The sequence below is a fragment of the Cellulomonas sp. ATA003 genome, assembly GCF_031582905.1.
Classification (GTDB): Bacteria; Actinomycetota; Actinomycetes; order Actinomycetales; family Cellulomonadaceae; genus Pengzhenrongella.
The window spans coordinates 1,753,014-1,775,083 of sequence record NZ_CP133990.1 but is presented as its reverse complement, the minus strand read 5'-3'; the positions used below and the strand labels follow the sequence as shown (position 1 = coordinate 1,775,083).

The following is a 22,070-nucleotide window of genomic DNA, read 5'->3' as shown; positions in this document are numbered from 1 at the left end:
CATCGACGACGTCCCGTGCAGGTCGGGCCGGTCGCGGTGCTCGCCATAGGTCTCGAGCCCGTCCTCGAGGAACTCGTGCCACCGCTGCGTCGCGGCCTCCTCCCCCACCGGCGGCAGGTCGGCGACGAACGCCTCCGGCGGCACGGGCGGAAGGTCCTCACTGGACAGGCCGCGGTGCCAGCGCCCACCAGCCGGCACCTGGGCCGGAGCGCGCCAGCCGTGGCCGCGCCACGCGCGCGAGAACGGCGTGAACACGCTGTACGGCGTCCCCGCTCCCCGAGGACGCGCCCCGGCGTCACCGCGTACGGGCTGCCGGTGCCGACGAGCGGGACGCCGTCCGGCAGCGCGGCGGCGACCCGGGCGTCGCGCCGACGACCGTACGGCGTCGTCTCGGTGCTGATGTGCACGCTCGTGGCGCCCACCTCCCGCGCGAGGGCGGGGATCACCTCGTGCGGGTGCCCGTGGCGCAAGACGAGGGCGCCGTCATAGGACGCCGCGGCCGCGCCCAGCGCCTGGACGAGGGAGCGCGTCCGCACCGGACCGGCCGACGCCAGGAGCACCGGGTCGGGCACGAACATCGGGAGCACCGTGCCGTCCCCCGCCGCCTCGTGAGCGGCCAGCAGGGCGGGCTGATCGTGCAGACGCAGGTCCCGGCGCAGCCAGAGGATCGTCGTCATGACCGGAGCCTAGGATCCGACGCCGTCCCCGGCTCATCGAGCCGCCCGCCTCGACCACTGTGCGGACGGCACGCCCCGTCCGGCGGGCGTGGCCGGACAGGCTCAGGCGTCGACGACGATGGCGATGACGACCGGCTCGCGCCGGTAGGTGCGCTGGATGTACCGGCTCACCGCGTTGCTGATGACGCCCTCGAGCTTCTCGACGTCCTGCACGCGGTCGCCCGCGGCACGCTCGAGCGCCTTCTCGACCTCGGCCGACGCGCCGTCGAAGGTGTGGTCGTCGTGGACGAACCCGCGGCTGATGAACTCGAGCGGCTCGGCGAGCAGGTTCGTCGTCGGGTCGACCAGCGCCAGCACGGTGATGATCCCGCCCTCGCGGAGCAGACGACGCTCCTTGAGGGTGTCCTCGGTCGCCCGCCCGACGGTCTGCCCGTCGACGTAGACGAGGCCGGCCGGCACCTGCCCGGAGATCTTCGCGATGCCGTTGACCAGATCGACCGTGACGCCGTCGCGCCCGATGATCACGCGGTCCTCGGGGACCCCGGTCTTCACGGCGAGCTCGGCGTTGGCGCGCAGGTGCTTCGCCTCGCCGTGCACCGGCATGACGTTGCGCGGCTTGACGATGTTGTAGCAGTAGACGAGCTCGCCGGCGCTCGCGTGGCCGGACACGTGCACCTTGGCGTTGCCCTTGTGCACGACGTTGGCGCCGAGGTCGGTGAGCTTGTTGATCAGGCCGTAGATGGCGCTCTCGTTGCCCGGGATGAGGGAGCTCGCGAGCAGGAAGGTGTCGCCCTCGTTAACCTGGATCTGGTGGTCGCCGTTGGCCATGCGGGACAGCGCGGCCATCGGCTCACCCTGCGAGCCGGTGCAGATGAGCGTGACCTTGTTGTCCGGCATCGAGTCGAGCTTCTTCGCGTCGACGACGAGCCCGCGCGGGATGGTCAGGTACCCCAGGTCCCGGGCGATGCCCATGTTGCGGACCATCGACCGGCCGACGAAGGCGACCTTGCGGCCGTGCGCGTGCGCGGCGTCGAGCACCTGCTGGATGCGGTGCACGTGGCTGGCGAAGCTGGAGACGATGATGCGCCGCGGGGCGGTGTCGAAGACGTGGTCGATCGCCGGCGTGAGCTCGCGCTCGGAGGTGGTGAAGCCCGCCACCTCCGCGTTGGTGGAGTCGGTGAGGAACAGGTCCACCCCCTCCTCGCCCAGGCGAGCGAAGTGCCGCAGGTCGGTGATCCGCTGGTCGAGCGGGAACTGGTCCATCTTGAAGTCGCCGGTGTGCAGCACGAGGCCCGCACGCGTCCGGATGGCGACGGCGAGGCCGCCCGGGATGGAGTGGTTGACCGCGACGAGCTCGAGCTCGAACGGGCCGGCCTGGTGGGTGTCGCCGGCCTCGACGTGCACCGTCCGCGGACGGATGCGGTGCTCCTTGAGCTTGGCCTCGATGAAGGCGAGGGTGAGCTCCGAGCCGATGACGGGGATGTCCGCGCGCTCCTTGAGCAGGTACGGCACACCGCCGATGTGGTCCTCGTGCCCGTGCGTGAGCACGATCGCGACGATGTCCTTGAGCCGGTCCCGGATGGAGGTGAAGTCCGCGAGGATCACGTCGATGCCGGGCTGGTGGTCCTCGGGGAACAGCACGCCGCAGTCGACGACCAGCAGCTTGCCGTCGATCTCGAAGACCGTCATGTTGCGGCCGATCTCACCGAGGCCACCGAGCGCGGTCACACGCATCGCACCCTTCGCGAGGGCGGGCGGTGCGCTGAGCTTCTGCCGGTGTGCTGACTGCACGGATCGAGCCTCCATCTGGGGGCGGCGCGGGGCGCTGCCGTCGGGTCGAGCGGGCGGGCGGCACCGGGTGCGGTGCGGCTCGGTGATGCGGGTGTCTCAGGTCGTGGTCGCTGCCCGGTCGGCGCTCGGACCCGCGCGCCGGGCACGGGTGCGGCGGCGGTGGTCCGGCCTGCCGACCGGTGGCGATGAGGCGAGCCTACCGGGCGGCACGTGCGGGAGGGTCCGGCCGCGCCGCAGGACATGCCGTGAGCGCGGGACCGCAGGATCGGCTCAGGGACGTCCCGCGCCCGCATGGCCCCGCGTGAGCGCCGCTGCGCCGGACCGGTAGCGGTCGACGACGATCTCGACGAGGCGGTCGTCGGGGGCGAGCGGCTCCGTGACGACGTCGGCCCCCGCCGCCAGCAGTCGGTCGTGGAAGAAGCCCGGCGCGAGCAGGTAGGACGCGATGACGACGCGCTCGCCGAGCGTGCGGGCCGTCGCGACGGCGTCGGGCACCGACGGCGTCGCCCCCGCGCCGTAGCCGACGACGACGGCGCCGTGCGGCCACGCCGCCCGCAGACCGGCGGCGACCTCCTCGACGGCCTCGGCCGCGCGCGCGTCGGACGACCCGGCAGCGGCGAGCACGACGGCGTCCCCCGGGCCGGCGCCAGCGGCGTTCAGCCGGTCGACCAGGACGGCCACGAGGCGCGGGTCCGGACCGAGCGCGCCGGACGCGCAGGCACCGTCCGGTGCGACGGCCTGCGCGATGTCGACGTGCACGTGGAAGCCGGCCGAGAGGAGCAACGGCACGACGACCGCCGCACCGGCATCGGTCAGCGAGTCGGCCACGACGTCCGCGACCTCGGGCGTCTGGACGTCGACGAACGCCTCGCGCACGTCCAGCGTCGGCTGGGCGCGGCGCACGCCCTCGACGATGGAGCGGATCGCGGCGCGCCCCGCGACGCTGTCGGTGCCGTGCGAGCAGCCGACGAGCACCGGAGCACCGGCCGCCGACGGGGTGAGGTCAGACATGGCCGCTCCTCGCGGGGTGCAGAGCCGGCTCGGTCGCCGGGACGGTGGGGACCTCGTCACCGGACGGCTTGCGCGCGGCGGACTCGGCCGGTTCACGCGTCGCGGACTCGGCCGGGTCACGCACCGCGGCCTCGCCCGGGTCACGCACCGCGACCTCGTCCGGGTGGCACACCTCGAGCCGGTAGCCCCGCTTGACGACGGTGCGGATGAGGTCCCGGCTCCCGGACGCGTCGCGCAGCCGCGCGACCGCGACCTCGGCGGCGTGCGGGTCCTGCGACTCCCCGGGAGCGCCGCGAGGACCTCGGCGCGGGTGACGACGTCGCCGCGACGCGACGCGAGCAGCCGCAGCACCTCGAGCGCGCTGGGCGACAGCGCCAGGACACGCCCGTCCAGGACCGCGGCGCCCGCGTGCACCTGCAGCGGCCCGGCGCTCGTGGTCAGCACCTGCAGTCCGCCGTAGTGGCCGACGAGCGCGCGCACGAGAGATCCGAGCCGGCCGCGGTCCGGGACGAGCGGCTCGACCCCGCGGTCGACGAGCGGTCGCGCCGTCGTCGGGCCGACCGCCGCCGCCACGGTCCGCCCCGAGCGCAGCCGCTCGACGACGGCCTCGCCGACCCCGGCGGCGTCGGCCGCGGCGAGCCAGGCGGCCGACCCGGGCGCCGACGTGAACACGACCGCGTCGATCTCCCCCGCGGCGACCGCGCGCACCGAGGCGGCCAGCACGGCCGGGTCGGGCGGCGGGCCCCACCGGTAGACGACGAGGCTGTGCACGCGGGCGCCCGCGGCACGGAACGCCTCGTCGAGGCCGTCGGAACCCGCGCCGTGGTGCTGCACGGCGATGTTCAGCCCGTCGACGCCGTCGTCGAGCAGCGCCTCGGCGATCTCGACGGACGTCTCGGACTCCGCGACCCAGTCGGCCTGCAGGCCGGCGGCCTGGATCGCCCCGCGCGCCTTGGGGCCGCGGGCCACGATCCGCGCCCGCGACAGCACCGCGGTGAGCGACTCGGCGAGACCGACGGCGTCCGCGGCCTCGATCCAGCCGCGGAACCCGATGCCGGTCGTGACGACGACGATGTCCGGCGGGTCGTCCAGCAGCGCCCGCGTGGCCGCGATGAGCCGCGCGTCGTCCTCGTTGGGAACCATGCTCAGCGCGGGGGCGTGCCGGATCACCGCGCCGCGGCGGCCCAGTGCGGCGCCGAGCTCGGCCGAGCGGCGGTCCGCCGTCACGAGGACCACGCAGCCCGCCATGGTCTGGGCGATGGGCTCGGTCACGGGACCATTGTGTCGCGGTCGGTCCCCGGCGTGGTCCGGGCGTCCGGCGTGGTGGACGCGTCCGGCGCGATGGAGGCGTCCGGCGCGGTGGAGGCGTCGGGCGTGGCGAGAGCGTCCGGCGTGAGCGGCGCGTCCGGCGTGGCGAGCAGGAGGTCCGCCGCCGCCACGTGCCCGACGACGATCACCGCGGGCGCCCGGACACCCAAGTCCTGGGCGCGCTCCACGACGCCGTCCAGGCGCGCCCGCGTCACCCGCTGCCGGGGCGTCGCGCCGTTCTCGACGATCGCGACCGGCGTGGCCGGGTCCGCGCCGTCCGCGAGCAGGTCGGCGACCATCTCACCCAGCCCCGAGACGCCCATGAGGACGACGAGGGTCGCCGTCCCCTCGCGCACCACGAGCCGCGCCGCGCCGTCGAGACCGTCGTGCCCGTTGACGACGTGGAACGCGGCGACCGTGCCGCGGTGGGTCAACGGGATGCCCGCCGCCGCCGGGACCGCCAACGCGCTGCTGATCCCGGGGACCACCTCGACCGGCACACCGGCCGCCCGGCATGCGAGCACCTCCTCACCGCCGCGCCCGTACACGAAGGGGTCGCCACCCTTGAGGCGCACGACGGTCCGCCCGCGCTGCGCGTGCTCCACGAGGATCCTGTTGATCTCGTGCTGAGGCACCGGGTGGTGGCCGGGCGTCTTGCCGACGTCGACCACCTCGACGTCGGACGCCAGCTCGTCGAGCACCGCGGTCGGCCCGAGTCGGTCCGTCACCACGACGTCCGCCTCGGCCAGCGCCCGACGGCCCCGCAGGGTCAGCAGGTCGACCGCGCCGGGGCCGCCGCCGACGAGGACGACCCGCCCTCCCCGGGCCCCCGTTCCGGCGTCTGCCCGTCCGCGCTCCCCGTCGCACCCGCGCCGACGGCGGGTCGGCGGCGGCGCAGGTCGGCGCCGCCCGAGCGCATGTGCTCGGCGACCGACCGGAGGACCGCGCGGCTGCGGCCCGGGTCGGGGGCGCCGTCGGACACCACGCCGACGACGACGTCGCCCGCGCGGGTCACCGCAGGGGTACGGGCGGACCCGACCGCGACGTCGCCCGCAGTCACGCACCACACGCGCCGCCGGTCCGCCCACGCGGCGACCTCTCGGTCGACGGCGGCGTCGCCGGTTGCGGTGTGCACGAGCCACGCCCCGTCCAGGTCGTCCTCGGTGACCTCGTCGCAGCGCCACCGCACGGCGCCCACCGCGGCGAGCTCGGCGAGGTCCTCGCAGAGCGCCGTGGCGACCACGCGGACGTCCGCGCCCTCGGCGAGCAGCCCGTGCACCCGGCGGGCCGCGACCGGGCCGCCGCCGGCGACGAGCACCGTGCGCCCGGTCAGGTCGACGCCCAGCAGCGTCGTCACGGTGCCACCCCGGCTCCGGGTCCGGCCGGCGCGGGTGCGGCCGGCACGGGTGCGGGCGGCACAGAGTCGGCGGGCACAGGCCCGGCCGGCACGGAGTCGGCCGGCACAGACTCGGCGGGCACAGGTCCGGCACCAGGCGGTGCTGCCGGTGCCCCGCCCACCAGCACGACGTCACCGTCGAGCCGCACCGGCCACGTCCGCAGGTCCTGCGGCTCCCGCCCGACGGCGTCCAGGCAGCGACCGGTGCGCAGGTCGAACACCTGCTTGTACATGGGCGACGCCACCGTCGGCACGTCGCCCCGGCTGCCGACGATGCCGCGCGACATCACGTGCGCGCCGCTGAACGGGTCGCGCTGCTGCACGGCCAGCACGGTGTCGTCCGCGAGGCGGAACAGGGCGACCTGCTCGCCGTCCAGCAGCGCCGCCGCGCCGCGCTCGCGCGCCAGGTCACCGAGCCGGCACACCGCTGTCCAGGTTCCCGCGTGCACCGCCGCGTGCACCCCCACGCTGACCGCCGCGCTCACGACCGCACCGCCAGCGTGGTGCCGGCGATGACCACGGGGCCGCCCGGGCCGGCAGTGGTGACCCGCTCGGCCTCGGTCGCCGGCCGGGCCTGACCCCGCTCGGCGACGTAGGCGAGCGACGGGTCGGGGGTGTCGGGCGCGTTGACGAACGACGCGAAGCGGCTGAGCTTCTCCGGGTCCTCCAGGGTGGCCTTCCACTCGTCCTCGTACACGTCCACGTGGCGCGCCATGCTCGCGTCGAGGTCGGCGGCGATGCCGAGGCTGTCGTCCATGACCACCGCACGGACGCCTTCGAGGCCGCCCTCGACCTCCTCCATCCAGGCCGCGGTGCGCTGCAGGCGGTCGGCGGTGCGGATGTAGTACATGAGGTAGCGGTCGATGGTGCGCACCAGGGTCTCGGTGTCGAGGTCCTCGGCGAGCAGCTGGGCGTGCCGGGGGTGAACCCCCGTTGCCGCCGACGTACACGTTCCACCCGTTGTCGGTCGCGATGACGCCGACGTCCTTGGCGCGGGCCTCGGCGCACTCGCGAGCGCACCCCGAGACGCCGAGCTTGAACTTGTGCGGGCTGCGCAGGCCGCGGTACCGCAGCTCGAGCGCGACCGCGAGCCCCACCGAGTCCTGCACGCCGTAGCGGCACCACGTCGACCCGACGCACGACTTCACGGTGCGCAGCGACTTGCCGTAGGCGTGCCCGGACTCGAACCCGGCGTCGACCAGGCGCTTCCAGATGCCGGGCAGCTGGTCGATGCGGGCACCGAACATGTCGATCCGCTGGCCGCCGGTGATCTTCGTGTAGAGCCCGTAGTCCTGGGCGACCTGCCCGATGACGAGCAGCCCCTCGGGGGTGATCTCGCCTCCCGGGATCCGCGGGACGACCGAGTAGGAGCCGTCCTTCTGCAGGTTCGCCATCACGTGGTCGTTGGTGTCCTGCAGCGCCGCGCGCTCGCCCTCGAGGACGTGGCCGCCGTCGAGCGAGGACAGGATCGAGGCGACGACCGGCTTGCAGATGTCGCACCCGCGCCCGGTGCCGTGCCGCTCGACGATCTCGCTGAACGTCCGCAGCCCGGTCACCCGGACGGCGTCGAACAGCTGGCGACGCGACATGGCGAAGTGCTCGCAGAGGGCGTTCGAGACGCTGACCCCGGCGCGGGTGAGCTCGGCGCCGACGAGCTTCTTGACCAGCGGCAGGCACGACCCGCAGCTCGTCCCGGCCCGGGTGCAGGCCTTGACCGACGTAAGGTCCGTGCAGGCGTGGTCGGTCACGGCGCCGCGCACGGTGCCGGCGGTGACGTTGTTGCACGAGCACACCGTGGCGTCGTCGGGCAGGTCGCCACCCACCGGTGCGCTGCCGGCGCCCTCCGGGAGCAGGTACGCCGACGGGTCCCCCGGCAGCTCACGGCCGACCATGGGGCGAAGGCTCGCGTAGCCCGACGCGTCGCCCACCAGGACGCCGCCGAGCAGGGTGCGCGCGTCGTCGGAGAGCACGAGCTTCTTGTAGATCCCGGCGACCGGGTCGGAGTGCACGAGCTCGAGCGCACCGGGTGTCGTGGCGAACGCGTCACCAAAGCTCGCGACGTCGACGCCGGAGAGCTTGAGCTTGGTCGCGGTGTCCGCGCCGGGGAAGGTCGCGCTCCCTCCCATCAGGCGGTCGACGACGACCTCGGCCATCGCGTACCCGGGCGCGACCAGCCCGATGCAGGCGCCGTCGATGCAGGCGACCTCGCCCGCGGCCCACACGTGCGGGTCGGCGGTGCGGCACGCGTCGTCGACGACGACGCCCCCGCGGGCACCGGTCGCCAGGCCGGCGGCCCGGGCGAGCTCGTCCCGCGGACGGACACCGGTCGCGACGACGACGACGTCGACGTCGAGGCGCCCGCCGTCGGCGAAGTCCAGTCGCCCCACGGTCCCCCGCCGGTTCGGCCGCATCCGCTCGGTCACGGTGCTGACCCGCACGGCGACGCCGAGGCGGTTGATGAGACGCCGCAACGCCTCGCCCCCACCCAGGTCGACCTGCGCCGACATGAGGTGCGTCCCGGACTGGATGACGGTGCACGCCGCTCCGAGCGCCTGCAGCGCGCCGGCCGCCTCGAGCCCGAGCAGCCCGCCGCCGATGACCGCGCCACGCACCCGGCGACCGCTCGACGCCTGCTCCTCGACCCAGCCGCGCAGCGCGGCGACGTCGTCGATGGTGCGGTAGACGAAGACACCGGGCAGGTCGTTGCCCTCGATGGGCGGCATCGCGGCGCTCGACCCGGTGGCCATGACCAGCTCGTCGTACGTCCAGGTGCGCCCGTCGGCGACCCGGACGGTGCGAGCGGTCCGGTCCAGCTCGACCACCGGGGCACCGCGGACGAGCGTCACCCGCGGGTCGGCCCACAGGTCGGGCGTCCCCAGGGACAGGTCCTCGGGATCACGACCGGAGAAGTACGACGTCAGCGCGACCCGGTCGTACGGGGCACGCGGCTCCTCCGCGAGCACCGTCACGTGCCAGTCGCCGCCGGCGTCGCGGTCCCGCACCGCCTCCACGAGGCGCTGGGCGACCATCCCGCCGCCGACGACGACGAGCCGGCGGAAGGCCGCCGGACCGCCGGGGCTCTCGAGGGTGTCGAGGGGCGCGGGCGGTGCGGCGGGCGCGGGCGGTGCGGTGTCGGACGAGGGCATCGGTCCTCCTGGTGCGCTCGGCCCCGGGGTGGGCCGCTGCGTCGACGCTACGAAGCCCACGTGTCGGGCACGGTGCGGGTTCGTTACCCGCGTGGAACACCTTCCGCACAGCGGGGCGTGACGGCGTGTGAGGAGGGACTTCTCATGCGACCACCGCGCCGGTCGATGGGACGCCGTGCTCACCGTGGTCTACCGTCCAGTCGACGCGATCGTGTGCGTCCCCCGGTGACGCCCATGGGGCCGACATCGGTGCGGTCGGCGACGGCGTCGACCGGCACAGGGTTCGGCACTCGGACAGGAGCGACGGTGACGGGGGGAACGGTGCCGGACGAGCGCTCACCCCTCGCCGTGGTGCCGGCCCACGGTGTCCGTGCCGACGCTGCCCGTGCCGACGCTGCCCGTGCCGACGCTGCCCGAGCAGCCGCTGCCCGAGCAGCCGGTGTCCCGGCCGTGCCGACCGCCCGGTCCGCGCCCGACGCCGCACTGCCGTCGCACCTCGACCGGGACCGCGCGCTGGCCGAGGTGCTCGACGACGCCACGCAGCCCCGCCTGGTCTTCCAGCCCATCGTCGACCTGCGTCGCGGTGTGGTCGCCGGCTACGAGGCGCTCGCCCGGTTCGACCACCCGGCCGGCGTCACGCCCGACCGCTGGTTCGCCGCCGCCGACCGCGCCGGTGTCGGCGCTCGCCTCGAGGCACGCGTGCTGCGCGCCGCGATCGCGGTGCTGCCCGACGTCCCGGCGGACTGCTTCCTCACGGTCAACGTCAGCCCGCACCTGCTGTGCGAACCCGAGCTCCATGACGTGCTCACCTCGGCCGCCGACCTGCGCCGCCTCGTCCTCGAGCTCACGGAGCACGTCCGCGTCGACGAGTACGAGCCGCTCACGGCGCTGCTCGACCTCGCGCGGGGCAAGGGAGCCGTGGTCGCCCTGGACGACGCGGGGACCGGGTACTCGGGCCTCCAGCAGGTCGCCCTCATCCGGCCCGAGATGGTCAAGATCGACCGCGCCCTCGTGGACCACGCCGACCGCGACGAGATCAAGCTCGCCGTCACCGAGCTCCTCGGTGCCTTCGCCGGGCGTCTGGACGCCGTCCTCATCGTCGAGGGTGTCGAGCGCCCGGAGGAGCTGGAGGCCTTCGTCCGGCTCGGGATCCCGCTCGCCCAGGGCTGGCTGTTCGGGCGGCCCGGCCCCGGCTGGGCCTCCCTGCCACCCGAGATGGCCGCCACGATCCGCGACCTCGCCCGCCGCAGCGAACGAGCGCACACCGTCGCCGGGCTGGTCGAGCGGACCGCCACGATCTCGGACGAGGACCTGCTGTCCTCGACACAGCCGTTCGCCGCACCGAGGCACGACCTGGTCGTCGTGGTCGACCGGCACGACCGAGCGGTGTGCCTCGTGCGCCGCGGGCCCGCCGATGGCTCGCCCGCAGCCGGGGACGCACCGCCGGACGTCGTCGCGGTCAGCCTGCGCGCCACCGACACCGCCGAGCTCACCGACGTCGCGACCCGCGCGATGACCCGCCCGCCGGCCACGCGGTTCGACCCGATCGTCTGCGGCGACGCCTACGGGCGGTACCTGGGCATCCTGCGCCCGGAGCGCCTCGTGCTGCGCCTCGCGGAGCTCGCCGCGGGCGCCGTGCGGACCGACGCCGACCTGGCCCCCGCCCGACCACCGATCACCCGGGCAGGACCGACGACACAGGAGGAGACAGCATGAAGGAGTACGCCTGCGGGGACGTCGTCCCCGGCTGCGGCGCCGTGATCCGCGTCGACAGCGAGGACGAGATGATCGCGGTGTGCACCGTGCACGCCCAGCACGCCCACGGCCTCACGGAGCCGCAGATGGCGGACGACCTCATCGCCCGCATCCGGGCGGCCATCCACACGGCCGCGTGACGGACCGGTCATGACGACGTCCGCCACGGTGCTCTCATGACGCCCGCCGGGCCGTGCCTCGCGGTGACGGGCGCCACCGGGCACGTGGGCGGGATGGTCGCCCGCGCGCTGGCCGGGTCCGGGCCCGGGCTGCGGCTCGTGGTGCGCGACGCGGCACGCGCCCCCGCGCTGCCCGGCACCGACGTCGTCGTGGCCACCTACGCCGACGCCGCGGCGTGCCGGGCCGCGTTCCACGGCGTCGACGTGCTGCTCCTCGTCTCGGCCGGGGAGAGCGAGGACCGCCTGGCGCAGCACCGCACCGTGGTCGACGCCGCCGCGGCGGCCGGGGTGGGCCACGTCGTCTACACGTCGTTCGTCGGCGCCGCCCCCGACGCCACCTTCACCCTCGCGCGCGACCACTGGGTCACCGAGGAGCACCTGCGGTCGTCCGGCCTCGCGCACACCGTGCTCCGGGACAGCCTCTACCTCGACGTCCTGCCGGAGTTCGCCGACGACGACGGCGTGCTGCGGGGCCCGGCCGGGGACGGCGTCGTCGGTGCGGTCGCCCGGGTGGACGTCGCCCGTGCCGCGACCGCCGTCCTCCGCGACCCCGAGGCGCACCGCGGGCGGACGTACACGCTGACCGGTCCCGCCGCCCTCGGCCTGGCCGACGTCGCCCGCACCGTCACCGAGGTCGCCGGTCGGCCGATGCGCTACGAGCCCGAGACGGTGGGCGAGGCGTACGCGTCCCGCGCCGTCCTCAGCGCGCCCGCGTGGCAGGTCGACGCGTGGGTCTCGACCTACACCGCGATCGCTCGGGCGGAGATGGCCGTGCTGACCGACGACGTCGAGCACCTCACCGGTCGCGCACCGCTGTCGCTGCGTGACCTGCTCGCCGACCCGCGGTGATCCGACCCGACCGGCGAGCGGCCGACGGTCCAGCGACGCGCGGGCCGCCTCAGCCGTCGCCCACCCCGGTCGGCACGATGTCCGTGGCTCGGCCACGCCACCCGAGGCCGAGCACCGTGAGCACACCGGCCGTGACGACGTTGACCACGAGGGCGGGCAGGACGAGCGCACCCGCGTAGTGGGCGATCATGGGCACCGGCCACTCGCGTCCCCACAGCGCGCTCAGGACCAGCGGCGCGAGCAGCGCCCCGAGGCGCCACGGGACCGGCAGCGGTGCCGCGACGGCGAGACCGAGCAGCCCGAGGCCGACCACGAGCTGCAGAGCCAGCGCCGCGACCCGCACGGCCGACCCGTGCACGACGACGCGGCCGACGCTCACCGCACCCCACATGAGCCACGCGCGCAGTCGCGGCACGTCGCTGTCCAGCAGGGCCACCCGGAAGCGGAGGTCCACGGCGGCCCGCTCGCGGTAGCGGACCGGCGTGCGCAGCGGGGGCTCGAGGAGGGAGCACCCGTAGTCGTGCAGGATCGCCGCGCGGGTGTGCCGCCCGAACGGGCCGATGAGCGCCCAGAGTGGGAACGGGACCGACGCGAGGTCGGTCGTGAACCCGGTCGGGACCACGACGACGGCGGGCTGGGCGGCGGGATCCGTCGTGGGACTCGTCGCGGGACCCGTCGCGGGACCCGGGCCGAGAGCGCTGAGCGGATCCGGACCGACACCTGTGCTCCCGGGCCGGAGCTCGTGGACGAGGTCCGCGCGCAGGGTGAAGGACCTCGGCCCGGTCTGCGCCAGCTCGATCGGGACGAAGCCGCCCACCGGTTCGTCACCGTCCGGGCCGAAGCCCTCGGCGTCCACCGTCCCCGCCTCAGCCTGCGGCGCCGTTCCCGCCTCCGTCTCCGTCCCCGCCTTCGTCTCCGTCCCCTCCTCTGTCCCCGCCTCCGTCTCCGGACTCCATCGCCACGGCATGTGCTCGCCCTCCCCGCTCAGGTGCCGGTGTGCGGGCACGTGCCGGTGCGCGCGCGGCTACCGGTGTGTGCGCGTCGACCGGTGTGCCCGCGTCGACCGGTGTGCGGAGCTCGGGGTGGACGGCACACTTCCGCCATGACCGTCCTGCGCTCCGTGCTCCTGTTCGCGCTCGCCGCCGTCGCGGAGATCGGGGGCGCCTGGCTCATCTGGCAGGGCGTCCGTGAGCACCGGGGCGCCCTGTGGGTCGGCGCCGGCGTGATCGCGCTGGGGGCGTACGGCTTCGTGGCGACGCTCCAGCCCGACGCGAACTTCGGACGCATCCTCGCGGCGTACGGCGGGGTGTTCGTCGCGGGCTCGCTGCTGTGGGGCGTGGTCGTGGACGGCTTCCGCCCCGACCGGTTCGACCTCGTCGGTGCGGGCATCTGCCTCGTGGGGGTCGCCGTGCTCATGTACGCGCCTCGCTCCTGACGGCGGCCGTCACGCCGGCGCCGGCGGCCACTGCTGGTGCGGGGACGTCCTCCGCCGCGTCGGCGCCCGGCTCGGGGTCTGGCTCGGGACTCGACTTGGGGCTCGGCTCAGGCTCCGGGTCGGGGCGCACGTCGTAGCGCAGCCCGTCCGGCGCGACGCGTGCGCCCGCCGCCGGGCGGTGCGGGCCGAGCCGCCCGTCGTGAGCGAGGTGCTCGACGGGCATGCCGTGCAGCAGCACCGCGACGTCGCTGATCAGCCGCCGGTGGCAGCGCCACCACACCGTCTCGCTGCACAGCACCGCCGTCCGACCGGCGTCGTGGCGCTGCGCATCGGCGAGGAGCTCACCCATCGCCGACCGGAACTCGTGGGTGCGGGTGTACGCGGCGTACGCGCGGAACGCCTCGACCTGCCACCACGGGTCCGGTGAGGCGTCGTCGCCGGTGCGCTCGACCCGCCGTCGTCCCCCGAGCCGGGGCTCCCAGCGGTAGGCGACCCCGGCGGCGGGCAGCCACTGGGCCATCACGTCACGGGCGACGTGCGGGTGGCGTCGGCTCCCCGGGAAGCGCCGCACGTCCACGAGTCGCGTGACCCCGGCGCCCACGAGGAGCTCGGCGATGCGGTCGGCGTCGGCGGTCCCGTGCCCGAACGTCACGAGCGGCGGCGGCGTGGTCACCCGCCCAGGATGGCGAGGGCCACCCACACCCGCCACCGGTCGCCTGGAACCGGGGGTGTGACGCACACAGCCAAGCGTTGGTAAAGTGCGCAGGTCACACCCTGCCACGAGGAGGCCGCCATGCACGTTCACCGCCGAGGGACCGCCCTCGCGGCTGCCGCCGTCCTCGCCCTGACCGCCGCGTGCGGCGACGGCACGGACGGCGCGGCACCCACCACACCCGCCCCGGTCGTCAGCAGCCCCGCGGCGACACCCGACCCGAGCCCCACCACGAGCCCGTCGCCGACGTCGGCGCCCCAGACCTCGTCGGTGTACTACCTCGTCGACACGCGCACCGGCTTCCGGTTGGCTCACGAGCCCCGCGAGCTCGCCGGGGACGACCCCGTCCGAGCAGCCGTCGAGGCGATGATCGCCGGTCCGGACGACTCCGACTACAGCTCGCCGTGGGACCCCGCCACCGAGGTGCTGGGCGTGACCCGCGACGGCGGCACGATCGTCGTCGACCTGAGCGAGGAGGCGCGGACCGCGTCCGTCGGCTCCGAGGCCGCCGCCCTGATGGTGCAGCAGCTCGTGTACACCGCGACCGAGGCGGCCGGCGACCCGGACGCCGGCGTCCTGCTCACCATCGGCGGCGAGCAGGACGTGGACCTGTGGGGCGTGCTGGTCTGGGACGAGCCGGTCATGCGCACGGACCCGTTGTCGGTCCGGCTGCTGGTGCAGATCGACACCCCCGCCGAGGGCGCCACCACGGGGTCGCCCGTGACGGTCAGCGGGGATGCGGCGGTGTTCGAGGCCACCCTGCTCTGGCAGGTCCTGGACGCCCAGGGTGCAGAGGTGGAGTCGGGTGTCACCACCACGGCCGAGGGGCAGACCTTCGCGCCGTACTCGTTCGACGTCGACCTGCAGCCGGATACCTACACCGTCGTCATCTCCGAGAGCGACCCGTCGGACGGCGAGGGCGGCGCGGTCATGACCGACTCGCGCACCGTCACCGTGGACTGACAGCACCCGCACACGGCGTCGTCCCTGCTCGGTGCGGGTCCCGGGAGCTCGCCAGGTGACAGCGCTTCCCTTCGGGCGCTGACACGAGGGTCACGTACCGCCCATCTTCCCTTGGCGTGTCCGGACTTCAGCAGGGAGAGACCGTCCGGTTGCCGGTCACGTCTGGTGGCTGCGTGGCCGGCGCAGCCGCGGTGTGACCTCGTCATGGGCCGCCGCGGCTCGATTGAACGCGCCCACGGTCTTGGCCGACCGGTAGGCCTTGGCGAGTTCGGCCCGGCTAGCCGTGCGCAACCACGGCCGGCGGCCCAGTCGCCGCGGTGTCAGACCCACGATGGCCGCGGCAGCCCAGACGACCACGAGCATCACCAGCGGATGAAGCCACGTTGCCTGCCACTCCGGCGCCGCCGCCCGCCACCACAGCCAGGCCATGAGGGGCGAGGCAAAGGTCAAGAGCAGCGCGAGGAGCCGGTAGTGCTGCCGGATTCGCCGCGCGTTCTCCTCACGCACCAAATCCCACCAGTGGCGAGCGAATATGTCGACGTCGCGCTCTCGCTCGCGGGTCAGGTGCACAGCCTGGGCCTGTGACGCCGTCACGACTCTGTTCAGCCGCTCGACTTCAGCGCACGCCCTCGCCAGTTCGTGGTCGTGTATCGCTCGGTTGGCGCGCTGCTCCTCCATCGTGGGTTTGCCGGTGACCGCTGGGTAGAGCGGCTTGCGCACGTCCGTCGGAGTGTTCAACACCCAGGTGGCGACCTTCTCGATCAGCGGCTCGTCGCGGACGTGCCCGATCGCGACGAGGGTCGGTGCAGGGCATTGCTTCACCGCGCGCAGGAGCCGGGCGTCGTCGAACGCGGCCAGGTCGACACGATCCCCACCTCCACGCGCGATGATCACCAGCTTCGTTCGACGGGGGTCGACCGCTTCCAGTGCTGCACGCATCCTTTCGACGGCGTTCGGCCCCTTCATCACTGCACCGGCCACCGCGGTCGCCGCGGCGAGTTCGCGGCTCGAACGGATGAAGTCCGTATATGCGTGCGTGTACTCCGTTCCGAGCCAGAGGATGCTTCCCCTGACAGGTCCTGACTTCGGAGCGAGTTCACGATGTCGCCGACCTCCGAACGGTGCGCACTTCCCTTCACTGAGATCCCGACCTCGGCGGCTTGCTCGGCACGCCACTGCGAGAACGGCCCTTGGGACGCTGTGTCGATGTCCAGCGAACCGCCCTGGACGACGAGGGTGCCGTCGCTGTCGAGGCTGACCCGTCCCTGGACCGTCACACGGCGTCCTACCGATTCGTCCGCGGCAGCCGCCGGCCGCTGGTCAGGTGTCGGCGGTCGCTGCCTTGGCCCCGACCAGCGCAGCGAGTTGACCCAGACGGAGACCAGCCCGAAACCGACTCTGCCGCCACCGACTGGCAGCAGAAGCTCCGCTCTGGTGCCCTTACGCGGTTCGTTCGCGAGCTCGCCAACGACCCTCACGGTCCCTTCGATGCCCCCAGACCTGATGCGCGAGATCCAGTCCTGGATCGAGGAGATGACGTCGTCGCTCGATGTGGGTGTCACGTGAGGTCCGTTCAGGAGTCTCGATGGTTTTTCGAGGGTCCCGGACGCCACCCACATCCCCGCCGCGGGTCGGCGAGTAGCCCGATAGTCGAAGTGCCACGTCACAGCGACATGCAGCGAGCGTCGCGCAACGGCGTTCAGGGCGCTGGGACGAAGCCCTCGTGCCGGACGACCCACGTCCCGTCGTCGGGGAATCCCGGCGCCGAGCGGCCGCCGTCGTCGTCCCAGCCACCCGCCATGAGGGCGAGCGCCGCGAGCAGCCCGCCGTTGCCCGGCAGGTAGACCGGCAGGTGGTCGGTCTGCCGGTTGTGACCGTTGGGCAGGTGGAGGTTCTTGGTCTCGTCGCGCAGCAGCAGGTCGACCGCGAGCGCGGGGTCCCCGAGACGGGCAGCCGTCATCGCCAGCGCCGGGTAGTCCCACCCCCACGTGCTGGGCCAGTCCCAGTCGTCGAGCACCGACGCCAGCGTGGCGCGGACGACCGCAGGGTCCATGAGGTCGGTCGCCGGCACGACGCCGAGCCCGTAGACCATGGACGGGTGGTCGGTGCGGATCGTGAACGGCTCGACGCCGATCGCCGCGAGGACGCCCTCGCGCACGAGCGGGCGGACCATGCCGCGCCCCACCGCATCCCAGAGCGGCTCCGGCTCGCCGCCTCCCTGCACGCGCCAGCGCTGTGCGACCCCGAGCGCCCACGACCAGTAGGCGAGCTCGAACGGCGGGTTGACGACCCGGTCCCGCATCGACGCGTAGGACTCCTGCGCCGGGATGAGCGGCGGTCCGAGCGCGTAGCCGTCGGGGGTCGGCTCGGCGACGTCCGCCATGAACCGCGCGGTCTCCTCGACGAGCCCACCCAGGCGCGCGACGACGTCGGCCGGGTCGCCGGCCCGGCGCAGCAGCTCGGCGAGGTGGATGACGTGCGGCTGCTGCCAGAGCAGGAAGGGACCGATGTCGCTCGGGCTCTCCCGGCCGTCAGGACCGACCTGCTTGGGCCACCGCGCCCCCGCGTAGCCCTGCAGCCGCGCCGTCGCCTGCGCGGCGGGCAGGATCCGCTCGTACCACCCCATGCTCCGCTCGAGCAGCTCCGGCCGACCCCACAGCGGGAAGTGCGCCGCGTGCCACCAGTGCATCTCGAGGTGGAACCGGCCGCGCCAGCTGTTGCCGACCAGTCCGGTCTCCTGCGGCGGGAGGGACCCTGCGCACTGGATGGCGGTCAGGTACTGCGACAGGACCGCACGCCGCTCGAGCTCGTGGGCGCGCGGGTCGGTGCTGCCGGACAGGTCCAGAGCGGCGCCGCTGCGCCAGAACGCCGGCCAGTGGGCCGCGGTGGCGGTGAGCACGTCGTCGACCGTGGTGGGCCCGTGCGTCGCCGTGCCGTCCGCCGTGCCGTCCCCCGTGCCGACCACCGTGCCGACCGCGCTGCCGTCCGACGTGCCGTCCGACGTGGTGGGAGCGAGCCCGACGACGAGGTCGAGCACCGGCCCGTCCGACGTCACCGTGACCTCGTGCGCACCGGTCTGCTCGACGTGCGTCCCGGGACCGACGGACACGTCGACGCGGTACGTCGCCTCCCCCGCGCCGTCGAACCGGCGCAGGACGCGGGCGCCGTGCGGCCGCGCGTGCACCTCGGTGGTGTGCGCGTCCGGGCTCAGCCAGTCGGCGGCGTTGCTCCACGACTGGGAGCCGTACGGGAACGTCAGCCGTACGGCGAGGCCCACGCCGTCGTCGGGCACTGCGCCGCGGTCGGGCACCGCGCCGTCGTCGGGCACCGCGTCGTCGTCGGGCACTGCGCCGTCGTCGGGCACCGACCCGTCGGGTGATCCCCTGCCGACGACGCGCACCGCGAGGACGTCGCGCTCGGGGTGGCACGCAGTGGTCACCTGCAGGCGGCGACCGGCCAGGACGACGTCGCTGGTGATCGTCCCCGACCACAGGTCGAGGCTCTGCCGGGTCTGGCCCAGGTCCGCCGACGACGGCGCCCGGTACGACCCGCCGTCGGGCACCAGCAGGCCCATCCGGGCCAGGTCGAGCCGGTGCGGGTTGGCGCGCAGCCACAGGGTCGCATCGTCCAGGGCGGAGTCGTCCGAACCGGCCAGCGGCTGGGCGTCGACGTACGGGACGTCGCCGCGTGGCGTGCGGTACGGGCGTCGGGCGGCCCCGAGGGCCGTGTCCGGGTCGAGGCCCGGGGGCGGCGGTGTGCTGTGCCAGCCCCACTGGGACTGGGTCCCGAGCAGCGTCCCGGCCGGCCCACCCGCGGGGTCGACCACGGGGTAGAGCTCGGGGAACGTCTGCAGGCCCGTGACGTCCACGGACATGCCGATCTCCCCGTTGCCCACCTGGAGCGGTGAGCGGGGATCGATCTCGGTGACCCGCACGGTGTGTCGTCGGACCAGGACCTCGCGGTCGATGGGGCTCACGCGTGCGGGTCTCCTCGGCGGGTCGGTACGTCGGTCGTCAGCTGTGCTCCGGGCAGCCGCGTGCCGGCGCCGCCAGTGGCGGGCGCCGGCACGCGAGGGCGGTCAGGAGACCGCGGCGGTGAGCTCCGTCACGAACTGCTCCGCAGCGGCGGCCGGCTCGAGCTGGCCGAACAGCACCTGGTCGTTGAGCCGGGTCAGGATCTGCACGCTTTCGGTGGAGCCGGTCGGGCCGACGACGAAGTCGCCGTCCGCGTGCCCACCGACCCGCTCGATGAAGTCGTACTCCGTCTGCTGCACCGGCGTCAGGCCGGTGGAGAGGTGCTCGCGGATCTCGGCGTTGGCCGGGATGCCACGGTTGGCGCCGAGGATGTCGGCCACCTCGGTGGAGTTGACCATGAAGTCGAGCAGCTTGGCCGAGGCCTCGGGGTACTCCGTGTTCTTGCTGATGGTCCACAGCTGGGAGGCCTGCAGCCACATGCCCGGGCCCTCGTGGTTCGACTCGCCCGGCGGCAGCAGCATGATCATGTCCTGGCCGGCCGCGGTGCTGTAGGCCGACAGCAGGTTGGACCAGCCGAACTTCATCCCGGCGAGGCCCCGGCCCAGCAGCGTCTGCTCGGGGGCCGGCTGGCCCGCCAGCTCGGCCGTGATGCTCGCCTGCGGCGTCGCGCCCTGCTCCATGAGCGTCGTCGTCATGTCGAACCAGTTCTGGACGGTCTCGGCCTCGATGGCGATCTCGCCCTCGGGCGAGTAGAGGCCCAGCCCCGTGTGCTGGTTCGCGTACAGGTCGAGCGCGTCCGGCGCCGTGGGGTCCTCGACGCCGTAGGTGCCTTCGGGCGTGTTCGCGGAGATCTCGGTCGCGATGTCGACGAACTCGTCCCAGTCCCACGTCTCGTCGTCCGGCAGCTCGACTCCCGCGGCCTCGAACACGGCCGGGTTCACGATGAGCCCGAACGTGTTGACGCCGGTCGGGACGCCGTACTGGGTGTCGCTGAAGTAGCCGTTCGCCAGCGCGCTGGCGTCCAGGGTGGACAGGTCGAGGTGCTCGGAGACCTCCTCGAGGTCCATGAGCACCCCCCGGTCGCCGTACTCGCGCGGGTAGGCACCACCCATGGTGATGACGTCGGGCTCGTCGCCGGCCGCGACCGCGGTCGCGAGGCGGTCGAAGTAGGAGTTGAAGTCGACGGACTCCGTCTCGACCGTGATGTCCGGGTTGGCCGCCATGAAGGCGTCGACCGCCTCGTTGGTGAGGGCCGCGCGCTCCTCGTTGCCCCACCAGACGAAGCGGATCTCGGCCGGGCCCTCGGCGGCGGCCTCCGTGCCGCCGTCGGCCTCGGGCTCGGCTGCGGGCTCCTCGCCCTGCCCGCAGGCGGCCGTCAGCAGCAGCGCTGCCGTGGCGAACCCGCCCACCAGCGCGCGCCGCGCCCCGCCACGTGCCCGGACCTGCGTACCTCGTGTGTGTCGCATCGTTGCCCTTTCCCGCGTCGTTGCGGAGTGCCTGGTGCTGCGCGGCCGGTGGCCGCTGTGGCTGAATCGGTTCAATTACACCGGTGTAAGTGGAGCACACGGGGTGGTGAGGGTCAAGGAGACCGTGCGCGCCGCAGCCGAACCATGACCACCGGTCGACCATGACCACCGGTCAACCGTGACCACCGGCCCAGCGTGATCCACCGGCCGACCGTCACTCACCCCCGACGGCGACCGTCCCGACGGTCGCGCCCCTCGGCCCTCAGGCCCGGGCCCGTCAGACCCGTCAGGCCCGCGGCCCGGTGGACTCGCGCACACGCAGGACGTAGTCGGCGACGTACGGCGCCTCCCTGTCCGGGGAGGCCGGCTCCGGCCCTGCGCCGACGATGCGCTCCGTGAGCAGTGCGACCGCGTGCCGGGCGATCTGCGCGCGGTCCGGCCGGACGGTCGTGAGGCTGGGCCGGGAGAAGCCCGCCTCCTCGATGTCGTCGAAGCCCGCGACGGCGACGTCGTCGGGCACGCTGAGGCCGTGCTCGAAGAGCGCGCGCATCGCTCCCAGGGCGAGCACGTCGTTGAGCCCGAGGACGGCGTCGAACTCGACGCCACGGGCCAGCAGGGCGCGCATCGCGTCCGCGCCACCGGCCATCGTCCAGTCCTCGATCGGGGCGGTCCGTGCCGGGTCGCGCTCGAGGCCGGCGGCGGCGAGCGCCTCGAGGTACCCCTGCGTCCGCAGATAGCCGGCGCCCTCGGCCCCGGGCTCGTACGAGCCGACGAGGGCGATGCGCCGTCGGCCGATCGCGAGGAGGTGCTCCGTCACGGCGCGGGTTCCCGCGGTGTTGGCCATGACGACGTGGTGCACCCGGGCGTGCAGCGAGCGCTCCCCCAGCAGGACGACCGGGAAGCCGGTCTCGAGCCGCGGGCCGTCGCCCGACCGCAGCCCGAACGGCGACAGGATCAGGCCGTCCGTCATGCGCCGCCGGTCACTCGCCAGCAGCTCGATCTCGCGCTCGCGCGAGCCCCCGGTCTGCTCCACCAGCACCGTGTACCCACGCGCCTCCGCCGCGCCGATCACCTCGTCGGCCAGCTCCGCGAAGTACGGCAGCCGCAGCTTGGGGATCGCCAGCGTGATCATCCCGGTGCGGCCGAGGCTCAGGCTGCGGGCGGTGAAGTTCATCTGGTACCCGAGCTCGTCGATCGCGGCCAGCACGCGCTCGCGCGTGGCCGGCCGGACGTGCGGGAACTGGTTGACCACGTTGGACACGGTCTTGACGGACACCTCGGCCCGCCGCGCCACGTCGCGCATCGTCGCCGACACCGGCGCTCCTCCCTGCGCCGGGCGCCCGGTCCTGCGTTGGACGGCGTCGGCGAACCGGCTAGGGTGATGGTAACCGGTTACCCCCATCCGGTC

16 protein-coding genes and 3 pseudogenes are annotated in these 22,070 nt (G+C 74.2%); 5 read left to right on the top strand and 14 right to left on the bottom strand.

Features of this window, described 5'->3' with window-relative positions; genetic code table 11:
• Positions 1-287: 287 nt before the first annotated feature.
• From REH70_RS20580 to nirB, 8 genes and pseudogenes are all read right to left on the bottom strand, one after another.
• A pseudogene (locus REH70_RS20580) lies at positions 288-677 on the bottom strand (deoxyribodipyrimidine photo-lyase); the annotation flags it as partial.
• Between the two features lie 102 nt (positions 678-779).
• Positions 780-2,411, bottom strand: a complete 1,632-nt coding sequence (locus REH70_RS08635) for a ribonuclease J (protein ID WP_310754209.1) — start codon at positions 2,409-2,411, stop codon at positions 780-782.
• 327 nt (positions 2,412-2,738) lie between these two features.
• Positions 2,739-3,479 (bottom strand): CbiX/SirB N-terminal domain-containing protein, encoded by a 741-nt coding sequence (locus REH70_RS08630; protein ID WP_310753756.1) that lies wholly within the window; start codon positions 3,477-3,479, stop codon positions 2,739-2,741.
• Positions 3,480-3,648: 169 nt separating this feature from the next.
• Positions 3,649-4,727: pseudogene (locus REH70_RS08625) on the bottom strand (uroporphyrinogen-III synthase); the annotation flags it as partial.
• A 20-nt stretch (positions 4,728-4,747) separates the two neighbouring features.
• On the bottom strand, positions 4,748-5,554 hold the full coding sequence (gene cobA, locus REH70_RS08620; RefSeq protein ID WP_310754207.1) for a uroporphyrinogen-III C-methyltransferase: 807 nt from the start codon (positions 5,552-5,554) through the stop codon (positions 4,748-4,750).
• 2 nt (positions 5,555-5,556) lie between these two features.
• A complete protein-coding gene (locus tag REH70_RS08615) occupies positions 5,557-6,144 on the bottom strand; it encodes an NAD(P)-dependent oxidoreductase (protein ID WP_310753755.1) in 588 nt (195 codons plus the stop codon).
• Entirely contained in the window at positions 6,141-6,608 is a 468-nt protein-coding gene (nirD, locus tag REH70_RS08610; RefSeq protein ID WP_310754205.1) for a nitrite reductase small subunit NirD, read from the bottom strand. The genes REH70_RS08615 and nirD overlap by 4 nt, the downstream gene beginning before the upstream one ends.
• Positions 6,609-6,664: 56 nt before the next feature.
• Positions 6,665-9,212: pseudogene (gene nirB / locus REH70_RS08605) on the bottom strand (nitrite reductase large subunit NirB).
• Between the two features lie 567 nt (positions 9,213-9,779).
• Here nirB and REH70_RS08600 point away from each other — a divergent pair.
• Genes REH70_RS08600 through REH70_RS08590 form a run of 3 tightly spaced genes read left to right on the top strand, consistent with a single transcriptional unit; the run spans position 9,780 to position 12,112 of the window.
• A complete protein-coding gene (locus REH70_RS08600; RefSeq protein WP_310753754.1) occupies positions 9,780-11,045 on the top strand; it encodes an EAL domain-containing protein in 1,266 nt (421 codons plus the stop codon).
• Positions 11,042-11,224 carry a DUF1059 domain-containing protein gene (locus REH70_RS08595; RefSeq protein ID WP_310753753.1) on the top strand — a complete coding sequence of 61 codons (183 nt, stop codon included), beginning with the start codon at positions 11,042-11,044 and terminating at the stop codon, positions 11,222-11,224. The genes REH70_RS08600 and REH70_RS08595 overlap by 4 nt, the downstream gene beginning before the upstream one ends.
• Before the next feature lie 36 nt (positions 11,225-11,260).
• Complete coding sequence (locus REH70_RS08590) at positions 11,261-12,112, top strand: NAD(P)H-binding protein (RefSeq protein WP_310753751.1); 852 nt, start codon at positions 11,261-11,263, stop codon at positions 12,110-12,112.
• A gap of 49 nt (positions 12,113-12,161) precedes the next feature.
• Here REH70_RS08590 and REH70_RS08585 read toward each other — a convergent pair whose 3' ends face one another.
• Positions 12,162-12,968: a DUF1353 domain-containing protein gene (locus REH70_RS08585; RefSeq protein ID WP_310753750.1), complete on the bottom strand. Its 807-nt coding sequence runs from the start codon at positions 12,966-12,968 to the stop codon at positions 12,162-12,164.
• Positions 12,969-13,214: 246 nt separating this feature from the next.
• On the opposite strand from REH70_RS08585, the gene REH70_RS08580 reads away from it, so the two are divergent.
• Positions 13,215-13,547 carry a YnfA family protein gene (locus REH70_RS08580; protein WP_310753749.1) on the top strand — a complete coding sequence of 111 codons (333 nt, stop codon included), beginning with the start codon at positions 13,215-13,217 and terminating at the stop codon, positions 13,545-13,547.
• Here the strand turns inward: REH70_RS08580 and REH70_RS08575 are convergent.
• A complete protein-coding gene (locus tag REH70_RS08575) occupies positions 13,525-14,220 on the bottom strand; it encodes a DUF488 family protein (protein WP_310753747.1) in 696 nt (231 codons plus the stop codon). The two genes, REH70_RS08580 and REH70_RS08575, sit on opposite strands and share 23 nt — an antisense overlap.
• Before the next feature lie 120 nt (positions 14,221-14,340).
• Here REH70_RS08575 and REH70_RS08570 point away from each other — a divergent pair, with 120 nt between their 5' ends.
• The gene (locus REH70_RS08570) at positions 14,341-15,222 is read left to right on the top strand and encodes a Gmad2 immunoglobulin-like domain-containing protein (RefSeq protein WP_310753746.1); all 882 of its coding nucleotides are present in this window, start codon (positions 14,341-14,343) and stop codon (positions 15,220-15,222) included.
• Between the two features lie 156 nt (positions 15,223-15,378).
• On the opposite strand, the gene REH70_RS08565 is transcribed toward REH70_RS08570, so the two are convergent.
• From REH70_RS08565 to REH70_RS08550, 4 genes are all read right to left on the bottom strand, one after another.
• A complete protein-coding gene (locus REH70_RS08565; protein ID WP_310753745.1) occupies positions 15,379-16,398 on the bottom strand; it encodes an exodeoxyribonuclease VII large subunit in 1,020 nt (339 codons plus the stop codon).
• Between the two features lie 523 nt (positions 16,399-16,921).
• Positions 16,922-19,198: a hypothetical protein gene (locus REH70_RS08560; protein WP_310753743.1), complete on the bottom strand. Its 2,277-nt coding sequence runs from the start codon at positions 19,196-19,198 to the stop codon at positions 16,922-16,924.
• A gap of 102 nt (positions 19,199-19,300) precedes the next feature.
• Complete coding sequence (locus REH70_RS08555) at positions 19,301-20,662, bottom strand: extracellular solute-binding protein (protein ID WP_310753741.1); 1,362 nt, start codon at positions 20,660-20,662, stop codon at positions 19,301-19,303.
• Between the two features lie 286 nt (positions 20,663-20,948).
• Complete coding sequence (locus REH70_RS08550) at positions 20,949-21,977, bottom strand: LacI family DNA-binding transcriptional regulator (RefSeq protein WP_310753740.1); 1,029 nt, start codon at positions 21,975-21,977, stop codon at positions 20,949-20,951.
• Positions 21,978-22,070 lie beyond the last annotated feature (93 nt).